Origin of the sequence: Aliarcobacter vitoriensis (assembly GCF_048320235.1) — a bacterium.
GTDB lineage: Bacteria > Campylobacterota > Campylobacteria > Campylobacterales > Arcobacteraceae > Aliarcobacter > Aliarcobacter vitoriensis.
Genome location: NZ_CP182882.1, coordinates 1,092,000 through 1,106,353 on the forward strand (window position 1 = coordinate 1,092,000; position 14,354 = coordinate 1,106,353).

Genomic DNA, 14,354 nt, shown 5'->3' on the forward strand with positions numbered 1-14,354 from the left:
AATTTATTTAACCTAAATAAAGATTAATAATTTAAACCAACTTTTTCCAAAGCAAGTCTAATATTTTTTATTTGTTGATGTTTATCTTTACACCATAAAGGTGATAAAAGTGTATCATCATCTATTCCAGCAGTTATTCTTTGAACAGATACATTTTGCGGTAAATTTACAATAGATTTCACAACAGTATCTATATAAACTTCTTCACTAATAGGAGTAAATCGTCCTTTTCTAAACTCATTTGTCAAAAGAGTGTTTTTCACCACATAAAGTGGGTGGAATTTGATACTATCTACTTTTAATTCGATAGTTTGTTTAAAAGTTTCCAACATCATTTCTTGATTTTCATTTGGTAAACCATATATTAAATGCCCACAAACATTCAATCCTTTATCTTTTGTTCTTTGTATCCAATACTTCATATTTTCTACACTATCTGCACGATTTACTTTGTCAAGTGTTATTTGAAAAAAGCTTTGTATTCCATACTCAACCCAAATCTCTTTTTGTTTAGATAAATCAACTAAATAGTCTAAAATTTCATCTGTTACACAATCTGTTCTTGTACCTATGCTAAGCCCAATTACATTATCAAAACTGAGTGCTTTTTCATATAAAACTTTGAGAGTTGTTAAATGTGCATAAGTATTTGTAAAAGATTGAAAATAAACTATAAATTTTTGTGCTTTAAATTTATTTTGGAGTCTTTTTTTAGTAGATAAAAATTGCATTTCAAGTTGTTTTAGTTGATTTTCTAAAAATGGATTTTCTTTTATATTTGGATTTAATTTGAACTTTGGTTTTCGCTCCTGTAAATTTGGACTAAAAGAGTCATTTTCACAAAAAGAGCAACCACCTTTTGCCTTTGTTCCATCAATATTTGGGCAAGTAAACCCAGATATTGAGATAGGAACTTTATAAACTTTTTCACCAAATTTATTTTTAAAATATCTTCCGATAGTTAAAACTTCTTGTAAATCCTTATTCATTATGCTTTTACGAAGTAATCTCCATCAAAACTTTCAAGGGCATAATGTCTATCATCACCTATTGCACTTACTAAATCATCTATTGAAAGATACTCTAAACTATCTGCTTCAATATATTTACAAACTTCATCTTTTGTCATTTGTGTAGAGATTAACTCCTCTTTTGTAGGAGTATCTATTCCATAAAAACAAGGAAATTTTATCTCTGGACTGGCAACTCTAAAATGTACCTCTTTTGCTCCAGCTTCTTTTAACATTCTTACTATTCTTTTTGATGTTGTTCCTCTTACAATTGAATCATCAATAACAAGTAATGTTTTACCTTGAATAATTGATCCCATTGGGCTTAATTTCATTTTTACTTTTAAGTTTCTCATCTCTTGAGTAGGTTCTATAAATGTTCTTCCAATATAGTGATTTCTTATAATTCCATATTTAAAAGGAACTCCACTTTGTGCTGAATATCCTAAAGCTGCAGGAACTCCACTATCTGGAACAGGTACAACCATATCAAATTTGGTTTTACTATTTACATCATTTTTTGCTAAAGCTTTACCCATATTTTCTCTAGTTGTATATACATTTTTACCATCAATCACAGAATCAGGTCTTGCAAAATATACATATTCAAATGCACATGGTCTGAATTCTGGTTCAAAAAGTTGTATTGATTCAGGTTCATCTGATTCACCAAGAATCAACATTTCTCCAGGTCTTACATCTCTTATAAACTCTGCTCCAACTAAATCAAAAGCACAAGTTTCACTAGCAACTATATATCCACCACTTTTTAATTTTCCTAAAGACAGAGGTCTAATTCCATATCTATCTCTTATTACAAACTGTTTACTTCTACTTTGAACAATAAAACAATATGCACCAATAGTTCTATTTAAAGCTTCAACAATTCTATCTTTTAAATGATCTTTTGTATTTTTTGCAATTAAATGTATTAAGTTTTCTGTATCCATTCCAGTTTGAAAAATAGCACCTTTATCAATCAAATCTTGTCTTACTTCATCTTTATTTATTAAATTTCCATTATGAACGATTGATATTTCACCTAATTTATATTTTGCATAAATAGGTTGGGCATCTAAAACAGAATCTCTCCCAGCAGTTGCATATCTATTATGACCTATTGCCATATCACCTTTTAAGTATGATAATGCCTCCTCATTGAAAACTTCAGAAACTAAACCTCTATCTTTTTTTGTATATATTTTCCCATCACATGATGATGAAATACCTGTTGCTTCTTGACCTCTGTGTTGCATAGCAAAAAGAGCTATTGAAGCTAATCTTGCTGCATTGTCATTTCCATAAATTCCTACTATTGCACACATTGTTGATTTCCTTATAGACCTAAAGCATCATTTATTGAATATAAATGAGCATCTTTTCTTACTATCCATTTAGCAACTTTAATTGCACCTTTTGAGAATGTGTTTCTTGCTGTTGCAGTATGATTTAGTTCTAAAAACTCTCCATCATTATAAAAACCAACTGTATGACGCCCAACTATATCCCCGCCTCTTAAAGCCATAACAGAAATTTCATCTTTTGTTCTAGCTCCAATTTGCCCATCACGACCTGAAATTCTAACTTCATCAAGATTTAAATCTCTTGCATTACTAGCATATTCAGCTAAAGTTAATGCTGTTCCAGATGGAGCATCAACTTTATGTCTATGATGTTGCTCTACAATTTCTATGTCAAAGTCTCTCAATGTCTTTGAAGCAAGTGAAACAAGTTTGTTTAGAACAGCAACTCCTAAACTCATATTAGTTGCATATAAAATAGGTACAAGCTTACTAGCTTCAAGAAGTAAGTTTTGCTGGTGTTTATTTAACCCAGTCGTAGCAATAACTAAGGCTTTTCTTTTCCCACCTTCAACAACAGCATTAAGAAGTTCTTCTGTTGCAACTGGGATAGAAAAATCAATAATTACATCACTTTCATCAAATAATACATTTATATCATTTGTAACTACTGTATTTTCTGGTAAAATTTTCTCTAATTTATTTAAAACATGGACACAAGACAATACTGCCTCTTTATCATCTTTCAAATCATCAATTAAAAGCGAACCAACTCTTCCTGTACTTCCTAATATACCTATTTTAATCATTAAAATATTCCTTATCCTAAATATTCAATTATATCAACTGCTGCTGTTGCACCATCTGCTGCTGCACAAACTACTTGTTTTGCCGCATCAATTCGTATATCTCCAGCTGCCCAAAGTCCTTTTACACTTGTTCTCATTTTTAAATCAACAACAACTTCTCCAGTTGCACTCAAATCACATAAGAAACTTCCATCAGATTGTTTTAAAGGAGCATTTAATACATTTCTTCCAACAAAAACAAAAACACCTGGTGTTGGTAAATCTCTTATTTCTCCAGTTTTATTGCATTTTACTTTAAGTCCAGTTACACCACTAGCATCTCCGAAAACTTCTTCAACACTCACATTTGTAACTTCTTCTATATTTTCAGTTTTTTTAATATGTTCAATTGTACTTGGAGCTGCTCTATAAGTATCTCGTCTATGTACTAAATATACTTTGCTACACATTTTTGATAAATAATAAGCTTCTTCTAAAGCTGAATCTCCACCACCAATTACAGCCACTTCTTTACCTCTGTAAAAAAATCCATCACAAGTAGCACAAGTAGAAACTCCTCTTCCAAAGAATTCATCTTCTCCTTTGAACCCTGCTCGTCTAGGAACTGAACCTGTAGCCATCAAAACAGATCTTGCTTCAAATTCTCTATTATCATTTGTTAAAATTTTAAAAGTACTTCCAGTTTGTATGATAGTTTCAACTTGAGCCATTTCATGTTTTAAACCAAATTTTTGGCATTGCTCTGGCCAAGATGCCATAAGATCCATACCTGTCATAACTTGACCTTGACCAGGATAATTTTCTATTTCTGAAGAGCCTGTTATTTGTCCTCCTGGCATTCCCATTTCAAACATAACAACATTTTTTAATCCACCTCTAGTAGAATATAATCCAGCAGTTAATCCAGCTGGTCCTCCACCAATAATTGCTAAATCCAACATCTTAACTCCTTATTTCGTTAATATAAATTTCATTACAATTTTATAAATGCAATGGTACTAAAATCTTTTGTAAGCTACTATAAAAGCAAACAAAATTTAAGGAAAAATTTTATCATTTAATATTTTATGTCTATCTTAAGTAAATTTACTAATTAAAAAAAGGAAGATGAAAATCACCTTCCTTTTTACTCTATATATAATTTATACAATTATAATAAAGAGTTTATTTTATCTGTTAATGCTTGTTTTGAAGTAGCACCAATTAATTGATCTACAACTTCTCCATTTTTTATAAATATAATTGTAGGAATAGATCTAATTCCATATTTTACTGCTAAATCTTGTTCTTCATCTGTATTTACTTTACAAATATTTGCTTTTCCTTCAAAATCACCAGCTAATTCATCAATAACTGGAGCGATCATTCTACAAGGTCCACACCAAGGAGCCCAGAAATCCACTAAAGATACACCATTATTTGTTACTTCTGAAAAATTTGAAGCCGTTAATTCAATATATTTTCCCATTTTGATTTCCTTTTATTAATTTTTAATAACATAAGTTCTAATTATAATCTGTATGATTAAAACAGAAAGATTATATCTTTACATAACTTAAATTTTGTTTTTTTAGTCTGTTATTTTAGAAATTTTATAAACAAAGCTAAATGATTTTTTAGATACCATAATCGAAAAATATTTAATATGGAAAAATTTTATGGATATTAGAAAAGAGTATTTAGAGTTTTTTAGAAGCAAAGGTCACGAAGTTATATCTTCAATGCCTTTAGTTCCAGATGACCCTACATTAATGTTTACAAATGCTGGAATGGTTCAGTTTAAAGATATTTTTACTGGAAATATCCCTGCCCCACAAAACAGAAGAGCAACATCATGCCAACTTTGTGTAAGAGCTGGTGGAAAACACAATGACTTAGAAAATGTTGGTTACACTGCACGTCATCACACACTTTTTGAAATGTTAGGAAACTTCTCTTTTGGAGATTATTTCAAAGAAGATGCAATATCTTATGCATGGGAATTTGTAACAAAGAATCTGGCTTTACCACCTGAAAAATTATGGGTTACAGTTCATGATAGTGATGACGAAGCTTTTGATATTTGGTCTAAATATATTAATCCTTCAAGAATTATGAGATTTGGAGATAAAGATAACTTTTGGTCTATGGGAGATACAGGAGCATGTGGACCTTGTAGCGAAATTTTTTATGATCAAGGTGAAGAACATTTTAATAGCCCTGAAGATAAAATGGGTGGAGATGGAGATAGATTTTTAGAAATTTGGAATTTAGTTTTTATGCAATATGAAAGAACTGCAAAAGGAGAATTAATTCCTCTTCCAAAACCATCTATTGACACAGGAATGGGACTTGAAAGAGTTATTGCGATAAAAGAAGGTGTTTTAAATAACTTTGATTCTTCAAACTTCAAACCAATTATAGAAAAAATTGAGAATTTAGCAAATAAAAAAGCAACAAAAGAAAATATTGGTTCATATAGAGTTATTGCCGACCATTTAAGAGCAACTTCATTTATGTTATCTCAAGGTATTTTATTTGGGAATGAGGGTCGTCCTTATGTTTTAAGAAGAATTCTTAGACGAGCTATAAGACATGGTTATTTAATAGGATTTAGAAAACCATTTATGGCAAAACTTGTAGATACTTTGATAGAAATTATGGGTGGACACTATATAGAGTTAGTAGAAAATCAAAATTTTATAAAAGAACAACTAACGCTAGAAGAAGAAAGATTTTTCAAAACTATTGATTTAGGAATGAGTCTATTTAGTGAAGAGTTAGCAAATACAAAAGATACATTCAGTGGAGAAGTGGCATTTAAACTATATGATACTTATGGTTTTCCATTAGATTTAACTGAAGACATGCTAAAAGACAAAGGGTTAAAAGTAGATTTAACAAAATTTGATGAGCTTATGGCAAATCAAAAATCTATGGCAAAAGCAGCTTGGAAAGGTAGTGGAGACTCTTCTAATGATGGTGATTTTAAAGAGTTACTGGAAAAATATGGTTTAAATGAGTTTGTAGGATATACAAATGTTACATATAAATCTAAAGTTATAGCTTTACTTGATGAAAATTTTAAAGAGGTTTCTTCTTTACAAAACCAAGATGGTTGGGCAATGTTAGATAAAACTCCATTTTATGCAACAAGTGGTGGGCAAAATGGGGATATTGGAGCATTGGAAGTTCAAAATGGAAATATTATAGTTGAAGATACTTCAAAATTCCATGGATTAAACCTTTCAAAGATAAGTGTAAAAGAAGCTAAAATATCTCAAAATGATATTGTTGATGCTGTTGTTATACACAGATATGAAGTTGCAAAACATCATAGTGCAACACACTTACTTCAAAGTGCTTTAAAAATGGTTTTAGGGGATAGTGTTTCTCAAGCTGGTTCTTATAATGACAATTTAAAACTTAGATTTGACTTTACATATCCAAAAGCTATGACTACTGAACAGATAAATGAAGTTGAAGATTTAGTAAACTCTATGGTAACAAGAGCATTATCTGGAGTTGTAGAAGAGTTACCATTAGAAGAAGCTAAAAATAAAGGTGCTATTGCTATGTTTGGAGAAAAATATGGTGATATGGTACGAGTTGTAAGCTTTGGGAAAGATGTTTCTATTGAATTTTGTGGAGGAACACACGTAAAAAATACAGCTGATATTGGAAGTTTTTATATCGTAAAAGAATCTGGTGTTAGTGCTGGAATAAGAAGAATTGAAGCAGTTGTTGGAGCTAGTGCTATCAAGTATGCAAAGGATATCATAAGTAAATTTGGTGAAGTTCAATCTGAACTTAAATCAAATGATATGATTGCAGGAATTAAAAAGCTTAAAAATGAGATAAAAGATCTTAAAAAAGAGCTACAAAATGTACAAAGTCAAACTTCAAGCCCTATTGAAGAAACAATGATAAATGATACAAAAGTTATAGTTTCAATAGTAGAAAATGGTGATTTGAAAAAAATAGTAGATGATTGTAAAAATGCAAATGAAAAAGTTGCTATTTTACTTCTTCAAGTAAAAGATGACAAAGTTTTATTGGCTGCTGGAAGTAAAAATACAAATATCAAAGCTGGTGATTGGGTAAAAAATATAGCTACAATTGTTGGTGGAAATGGTGGTGGAAGACCAGATTTTGCTACTGCTGGTGGAAAAGATAGTTCAAAAATACAAGAAGCTAAAGAAAAAGCTTTAGAATACGCAAAAGCAAATTTATAATCTAAGAGATAGTTTTAACTATCTCTTTTTTAATCATTCAAATAATATTCAACAGTTGATACAATCCTAACTTTTTTGATATGTTCACTATTTTTATCTCTACTATTTATTTCAAATTGACCTTGAGTAGCTCTTTTTATTTTTCCTAATTTACTTTTTGAATCTTGAGCAAATTTTTGTGCAACTTCTCTAGCATTTGCTGTTGCTTCTTCTATCATTGTTGGTTTTATATCATTTAATTTTGTATATAAATACTCGATTTTTGAATCCCAATCATCAACTCTAAATAAAATACCTTGTTGTGAAAGTTCAAAAAGTTTTCCACTTACTTCTCTTACTTTTTCAACATCTTGCGAATAAACATTGATAGTTCTATTTGCTAAATATCTTAATGTATAATCCTTAGTTGAATATTCATTTGCCATTTTATCAACAATAGATGGAGAATTTACAGTAATATCCTCTTTTTTGATTCCATATTTATTTAAAAATTCTAATATTTTATCTGTATCCCTTTCAACCTTTTTTGACAATTCATCTAAAGTTTCAGTTGTACTACTAAATCTTATAGGCCATAAAACAATATTGGCATTTACTTCTTTTTCAGATAATCCTTTTACAACAACAGTTCTTTCTAACTCTTTTGATTTTATAAAACTAGTTGATAAAAAGTAACCTAAACTTGTCAATCCAATAAATATGAAAAACCCTAAAACAAAGGCTGATTTAAAACTTATTTTTTCCATAATTTTTCCTTTTTATAATTTAAAATATTATATCAAAACAATCTTTTATTTAAAAACACTACTAAAACAACAATAAAAGATATAACTCCAAATAGATAAAGCATAATATCCCAACCAAAACTTTTATAAATAATAGCTGGTATAAAAGAGCCTAAAGCACCACCTAAATAGTAAAATGTTAGATACATTCCAGAAGTCAAGGATTTTTGTGATGATTTCATAGAATTTGCTAATTGTGTACTAACTGTATGAGCAGTAAACATTCCAATACAAAGTAAAAATAGTAGTAAAAATAGGTATATGATATTTTCATTTGTTAAAACAACTGTTACAAGTGTAAAAAAAGTAACTGCTACTAAAATAGTATTTACTTCACCTTTAAAAAATTTGATGATTTTTTTTGCAGTTAAAGATACCAAAATACCCATACCATATCCTAAATAAAGTAAAGATATCTGAAATTCAGAGAAGTTTTCTGATATATCTTTTACTCTAAATGGTAATACATTTAAAACTCCTGCAAAAACAAAAAATACACAAAACATAACAAAATAAACTACCACAAATCTTTTATCTTTTAAAATATTTAAAACATCATTTAATTTTGGTTTTATCATAGTTGCATCACCACTATAATCCAACTTTTTTATGAGAATAATAGACAATAAAATCGCCAAAGACAATGAATAAAATACATACTGATATGCAAAAGTTGTAGCTATAAATCCTGAAAATATACGTCCAACAAGTCCACCAAAAACGGTAGCTGCTACATATATTGACATATTGAATTTTACATTTTCTTTGTCAATATTTGCCAAAATACTCATCAAAGAAGTCAATATTGCAGGTATTACTAAAGCTTCGCAAATTCTAAAAAATAAAAACATCTCATAGCTTGTAGATAATCCCAAACATATGTTTGTTACAAGTAAAATAAAAGAAGCATTTATAAGCATTTTTTTAGCACACATTTTTTCTAAAATATATCCATATATTATTGGAGAAATGGCCATAAAAAGTAATATTACTGCTGTAAACCAAGAAGCTTGAATAACTGTAATATCAAACTCTCTTGCCAAAAGTGGTTGTAATGGTTGAGTAGCATACATAATAGACATCACAACTATAAGACAATAAATAATAATTAAAAGATTAATTTGCAAAAGATTGGCTCTCTTTTACAAAATAATAGTTGATAAAATTCATTCTTACTAAACTTTTAAAATAGTCTGCATCTAATCTAGGCTTATCCAAATATTTATTTACATAAGATGTATCAAATTGTTTAATAAGATTTGTAGAATAAATCCCTTTATAGTCAATGATTAATAAATCTTCATAAACTTTATATTTACTTATAATATTCACATAAGAAGTATCATCTACTAAATATGTACTTACTTCAACATTATCAAACTCTACTCTTTCTACAAGTTTAAAAGAGTTTGATTTTATAGTATCTTTAAACAAATCTACAAAATATCCTCTTGAAAGACCATTCCATCGACACGAACTATCAAGACTTATATATTCACTAAATATCTTTCCATAATTTATATCATCACTTAAACTAATATATGAAAAATTTGTACATCTATCAAAAGTATTTTGTTTTTTGATATTTGTAAATTCACTGTTTTGTAAGTTTAAATTTGTTGTTGAACAGGCTGTAAAAAAAAGAAAAATTAAAAAAATTATTATATTCTTTATATTCATTTCTATCCTTTTTATCTTAATTTGGTATGATAAAGCAATTTAGTTTAAAGAGAAGTTATGACTTATAAAAAGTGGTTTTTGCAACATGCTAAAAAACATCAAGATATTTTAAAAAAGCTAGAAGATAAAACTCCAAGTGATATTTTAGAGTACTTTAAATTTGAAAATATGGTAAAAAATGAACAAGATTTTTGTCTTTTATATAAAGAAAATAAAAAATGCCATAATATAGACGATTTGAATTGCTATTTATGTGCTTGTCCACATTTTAGATTTAATGATTTGGGAATAAAAGAAGAAAACAATAAAACTCTATATTCATTTTGTAGTATAAACTCAAAAAAAGGCTCAATTTTTGAAGCAGAAAATAATATCCATCAAGATTGTTCAAACTGTGTTATACCACATAAAAGAAATTTTATAAAAAAAAATTTTGATAGAGATTGGTTAAATATTATGAGAAATGTTGAAATATAATTTCAAAAAGTTATATATCAATACATTTAAGTATGAGTTCCAAAGTAAAAAGGAAAGTATATTTTTTGTATCGAAATTTTAATCTCAAAATTAAATAAATACTTTGAAACCCATGCCTAAAAGTACAAAGAGAGTTTTTCTCTTTGTATTTCTTAGAATTTATATTTCAAACTCAACATTCCATTAACTGGTTCACCATAAGCATAGGCATTAACTGAATATCCAGAGTAATATGTTTTATCAAACAGATTATTGATATTTAACTGTCCAGTCAAATTTCTAGAAAAATCATATGAAGCCATCAAATCAACAGTTGCATAAGAATCTTGTGATACTTTACGTGCTCCTGAACCTACATAAGTATCACTTTTCCAATTTACTCCTGCACCTACACTAAAATCATTCATACTATATTTTGTAAAAATATTTATATTACTTCTTGGTGCTCTTGTATTAAATTTGTTTCCATTTGCCTCTTCAGCTGAAAAATAAACATATCCTGCACTTAAATCCCAGTTATCAGTAAGCTTTCCAGATATTTCAAGTTCAACTCCTTTTGAAGTTACACCATCTTTTTTTTCAAAAATAGAATTTCCTGCTTGATTTATTAACCCCGTATCTTCAGCAACATTATCTTGTTCTATTCTAAATAAAGTTATTCCTGTATTTAGTTTTTTATCAAAATACTCTCCTTTTACTCCAACTTCATAGTTTTTTCCTAGAATTGGGTCTAGCAATTTATTATCTTTATCTCTTGCATTTTGTGGTTTAAAAATATCTGTATAACTTACATATGCTGAGTGATTTTCATCTATATCATAAACTAATCCAGCGAAAGGTGTAAATTCATTTTTAACATCATATTTTGTACGTTGATTAAATCTAGAACTAATTTCTTCAAAATCATAGCTAGTTAATCTTCCACCAAGAATAAGTTTTAAATCATCAACTATCTCAAATTTTCCATTAATATAAAAAGCTGTTTGTTTAGTTTCACCTATAAAACCTGGAACTGATGTTGAAGTTATTGGTTTAGCAAGTTCACTTCCATTGTGAGTAAATAGATTATCTATACTAAGATCTCCATCTCCTTTCCATGTTTGCTTTGAGTTTTGTTTATTATATTGAAATCCTGCGATGATTTCATGTTCTCTATTAAAAAGTTTAAAAGGAATTGAACTATAAATATCTACATTATCTTCATCAATATCTTGTGGTCCATACATCCAACTATAATCCAATCCAGAACCATCTTTATTTAATCCATTCCAAACAGTTAAATAACCATTAAATCTATCTTTAGTTTTTATATCATTATGAGTGTAAACTGCATTTATTAATATATCATTTGGTAAATACTGTTTAAAATCAACAAAGTATGAATATCTTTCTGTATCCCAAGAACTCCAATCAGGTGAATAGTTTTTTGATCTATCAAATTTTGTTTTTGTTCCATCACTATAAAAAGCTGGTAAATTATTTGAATCACCATTTAAATCTTCCAGCTCATAGCTTGCACCTGCTGAAATTGTAGTAGTATCTGTAATATCAGCATCAACTACTGCATAAACTAAATCATTTTCATTGTGTACTCTATCTTTAAAAGTATCTGTTTCTTTATAACTTGCTACTAATCTTGCTCTTACACTTCCATCACTATTCAATGGTGTAGATATATCGGCTTTTATTTTATATGTATCCCAAGTACCTGCACTTACTTCTATATCTCCTTTAAATACTTTACTATTTGCATGTTTTCGTACCATATTTATAGCACCACCTGGATTTCCTGCACCACTTGTTAGTCCATTTGCACCTTTTACTATTTCAACTCTATCAAACTTATCCATATTGTAGTTATACATAGCAAGATCATTTTTAGCCATTGGAATACCATCCATTTGATAATAATCGAGATTAAAACCTCTTAATGAATAAGATGACCTACTATCTAAAACACCTTTTTCAACTCTTACACCTGTAACATTTTTCATCAATGTATCAAAATCATCTATTTTTTTATCTTCAATCATTTGTTGTGTTATTACTGATACTGATTGTGGTGTTTCCCTAAGTGATAAATCAAGTTTTGTAGCTGTTCTCATACTTCCTGTTGTATATGAGTTAGTCCCTTCTGTTGTACTTCCTAAAGAACTTTTTACAGAAACATCATCCAATATATATGTTCCATTTATAATTTTATATGTTGATACTTCTTTTATAATAATAGTATTATTCTCAATAGTTGCACCAAGTCCACTCCCTTCCAATACTTTATCAAGAGCATTTTTTAGACCTTGTACATTATCTATATTTGGGGCTGTTTTTCCATCTACCAAACTTTCATCTACTATAAAAGAGTGATTTGATTCTTTTGAGATTTTTTCTAAAGCCTTTTTTAGACTCATATTTTTTATAGTATATGCTTCTTGTCCCAATAAAGCACTACAAAGTAAAATTGCACTAGCAGAAGTTATAAACTTTGCCTTTAACTGTTTCATCTTCCATCCTTTTGTTTAATTGTAAGAATAATTCTTAGTACATTAAAACGAAATAGAGTTTAAAAATCGGACACTTTTTTTTGTAAATTTTGAAATTTGTTGAAATTTATCAGAAAAGATAGTAAATTTTGTAAATAATTCTAATTTATAACTATTTTATTTTTATCTTTTAAGACTTTTATAGGATATATTTTTTGGATAGCAAAAATAAATCTATCCACTTCTAAAGTATTAAACTTTCCACTAAAAAGTTTATCTTCAAATTTTTTATTTTTAAAATTAATCTCCAAATCTTGATATCTTGAAAAAGTTTTAAATGCTTCTTTTAGAGTAATTTTGTTAAAAATTATTTCATCATTTTCCCAAGGAGCTATCTCTTCAATAGATGTTTTACCTATATATTCCAAAATTCCAACATCATTTATAACTACCTTATCACCTATTTTTAAAGTAGAAATTTCTTTGTTTGGTTTTATAGGACTTGTATCAAAACTCACTTTTACAATTCCATCTTTTACATTTACAGTAGTAATATTATCCAATTTTCTAACTTCAAATTTTGTTCCAACAACTTCAATTTTAGTTTTTCCAGAATTTATAATAAATGGTTTATTTTCATCTTTTGCAACTTCAAATAAAACTTGTCCATTTTCTAACAAAACTTTTCTTCTATTGTCAAAAAAGCTTATTTCCATTTTAGAATTTGTATCTACTGATATTTTTGTACCATCTGGAAGTAATTCATTTTTTACTGTATTAAATGCTGTATGGTAGCTTTGAGTATAGTTTGGTACAAAAAACTTGTATCCTATAAATAAACAGGATAAAACAGCTACAAAACCTATGAAAGGTTTTACAGTTTTTTCTATAAATTTAGTCCTTTTTGCACCTTTATGTGCTTGTTTACTTAAAATTTCAGATTGTTCTTTTGGAATATTTTTAAATATATTATAAATAAGATTTGCATCTTCAAAAGCTTTTTTATGTAAATCACTTTTTTGTAGCCATAATTCAAGCTCTTTTTCTTGATTTTGAGATAAGCCCTCTTTTTTTAAAGTTGCCCATTTTATAGCTTCATCTTTTATAATTTCTTTCAAAATTCTTCCTGAGTTGTGATTAATTTTTCTTGTAAATTTTTTATAGCTCTATTTATAAGCTTTTCAACCGCACTTTGGCTTATTCCCATTTTTTGTGCAATTTCTTTTCTTTCATAACCATCTATTGAGTGCATTAAAAATGCTTCTTTACATCTTTTTGGTAAAGTATCTACAATTTTCATAATATTTTCATAGTGATTATCTGACAATACAACTTCTTCTGGTTGTTCATCTTTTGGACTTGTAATAATTTCTTCTATAAACTCTACATGATTATCTTTATTTCTTTTTCTAATATAATCAATTACAATATTTTTAGCAGTTTTATACAAAAAAGATCTATTTATATCTTTTTCTTGTTCGGCAGAAATAGCTCTTAAGTATGTTTCTTGAGTAACATCTTTTGCCTTTTCAGTATCTCCAGTAAGTTTTGAAACGTAGTTTAATATCTCTTTATAATATTTTGTCATATCTTTTTTT

Annotated in this window: 13 protein-coding genes; 2 read left to right on the forward strand and 11 right to left on the reverse strand. The window is 28.2% G+C overall.

The window, feature by feature from the left end:
* Nucleotides 1–23: 23 nt before the first annotated feature.
* From ACNSOS_RS05480 to trxA, 5 genes are all read right to left on the reverse strand, one after another.
* Nucleotides 24–989, reverse strand: a complete 966-nt coding sequence (locus ACNSOS_RS05480) for a TIGR01212 family radical SAM protein (protein ID WP_418186237.1) — start codon at nt 987–989, stop codon at nt 24–26.
* The gene (gene purF, locus ACNSOS_RS05485; RefSeq protein ID WP_418186238.1) at nt 989–2,335 is read right to left on the reverse strand and encodes an amidophosphoribosyltransferase; all 1,347 of its coding nucleotides are present in this window, start codon (nt 2,333–2,335) and stop codon (nt 989–991) included. The genes ACNSOS_RS05480 and purF overlap by 1 nt, the downstream gene beginning before the upstream one ends.
* Nucleotides 2,336–2,346: 11 nt before the next feature.
* Nucleotides 2,347–3,120, reverse strand: a complete 774-nt coding sequence (dapB, locus tag ACNSOS_RS05490) for a 4-hydroxy-tetrahydrodipicolinate reductase (protein ID WP_113894453.1) — start codon at nt 3,118–3,120, stop codon at nt 2,347–2,349.
* Nucleotides 3,121–3,131: 11 nt separating this feature from the next.
* Nucleotides 3,132–4,061 (reverse strand): thioredoxin-disulfide reductase, encoded by a 930-nt coding sequence (trxB, locus tag ACNSOS_RS05495; protein WP_113894452.1) that lies wholly within the window; start codon nt 4,059–4,061, stop codon nt 3,132–3,134.
* Nucleotides 4,062–4,270: 209 nt separating this feature from the next.
* Nucleotides 4,271–4,588: a thioredoxin gene (gene trxA, locus ACNSOS_RS05500; RefSeq protein ID WP_113894451.1), complete on the reverse strand. Its 318-nt coding sequence runs from the start codon at nt 4,586–4,588 to the stop codon at nt 4,271–4,273.
* Between the two features lie 190 nt (nt 4,589–4,778).
* Between trxA and alaS the strand changes: the two genes are divergently transcribed.
* The gene (alaS, locus tag ACNSOS_RS05505) at nt 4,779–7,334 is read left to right on the forward strand and encodes an alanine--tRNA ligase (RefSeq protein WP_418186239.1); all 2,556 of its coding nucleotides are present in this window, start codon (nt 4,779–4,781) and stop codon (nt 7,332–7,334) included.
* Between the two features lie 29 nt (nt 7,335–7,363).
* On the opposite strand, the gene ACNSOS_RS05510 is transcribed toward alaS, so the two are convergent.
* From ACNSOS_RS05510 to ACNSOS_RS05520, 3 genes are read right to left on the reverse strand one after another with little or no spacing between them, the layout of a single operon-like run.
* Nucleotides 7,364–8,080 (reverse strand): SIMPL domain-containing protein, encoded by a 717-nt coding sequence (locus ACNSOS_RS05510; protein ID WP_418186240.1) that lies wholly within the window; start codon nt 8,078–8,080, stop codon nt 7,364–7,366.
* A 32-nt stretch (nt 8,081–8,112) separates the two neighbouring features.
* Entirely contained in the window at nt 8,113–9,246 is a 1,134-nt protein-coding gene (locus ACNSOS_RS05515; RefSeq protein WP_418186241.1) for an MFS transporter, read from the reverse strand.
* On the reverse strand, nt 9,236–9,799 hold the full coding sequence (locus ACNSOS_RS05520; RefSeq protein ID WP_418186242.1) for a hypothetical protein: 564 nt from the start codon (nt 9,797–9,799) through the stop codon (nt 9,236–9,238). The genes ACNSOS_RS05515 and ACNSOS_RS05520 overlap by 11 nt, the downstream gene beginning before the upstream one ends.
* A 57-nt stretch (nt 9,800–9,856) precedes the next feature.
* Between ACNSOS_RS05520 and ACNSOS_RS05525 the strand changes: the two genes are divergently transcribed.
* Nucleotides 9,857–10,276 (forward strand): hypothetical protein, encoded by a 420-nt coding sequence (locus ACNSOS_RS05525; RefSeq protein ID WP_418186243.1) that lies wholly within the window; start codon nt 9,857–9,859, stop codon nt 10,274–10,276.
* Between the two features lie 152 nt (nt 10,277–10,428).
* Here ACNSOS_RS05525 and ACNSOS_RS05530 read toward each other — a convergent pair whose 3' ends face one another.
* The 3 genes from ACNSOS_RS05530 to ACNSOS_RS05540 all read right to left on the reverse strand — a co-directional run bounded on the left by ACNSOS_RS05530 (nt 10,429) and on the right by ACNSOS_RS05540 (nt 14,344).
* Nucleotides 10,429–12,777, reverse strand: coding sequence for a TonB-dependent siderophore receptor (locus tag ACNSOS_RS05530; RefSeq protein ID WP_418186244.1), 2,349 nt, complete (start codon nt 12,775–12,777; stop codon nt 10,429–10,431).
* 140 nt (nt 12,778–12,917) lie between these two features.
* Nucleotides 12,918–13,874 (reverse strand): FecR family protein, encoded by a 957-nt coding sequence (locus tag ACNSOS_RS05535; protein ID WP_418186245.1) that lies wholly within the window; start codon nt 13,872–13,874, stop codon nt 12,918–12,920.
* Nucleotides 13,871–14,344, reverse strand: a complete 474-nt coding sequence (locus ACNSOS_RS05540; RefSeq protein WP_418186246.1) for an RNA polymerase sigma factor — start codon at nt 14,342–14,344, stop codon at nt 13,871–13,873. The genes ACNSOS_RS05535 and ACNSOS_RS05540 overlap by 4 nt, the downstream gene beginning before the upstream one ends.
* Nucleotides 14,345–14,354 lie beyond the last annotated feature (10 nt).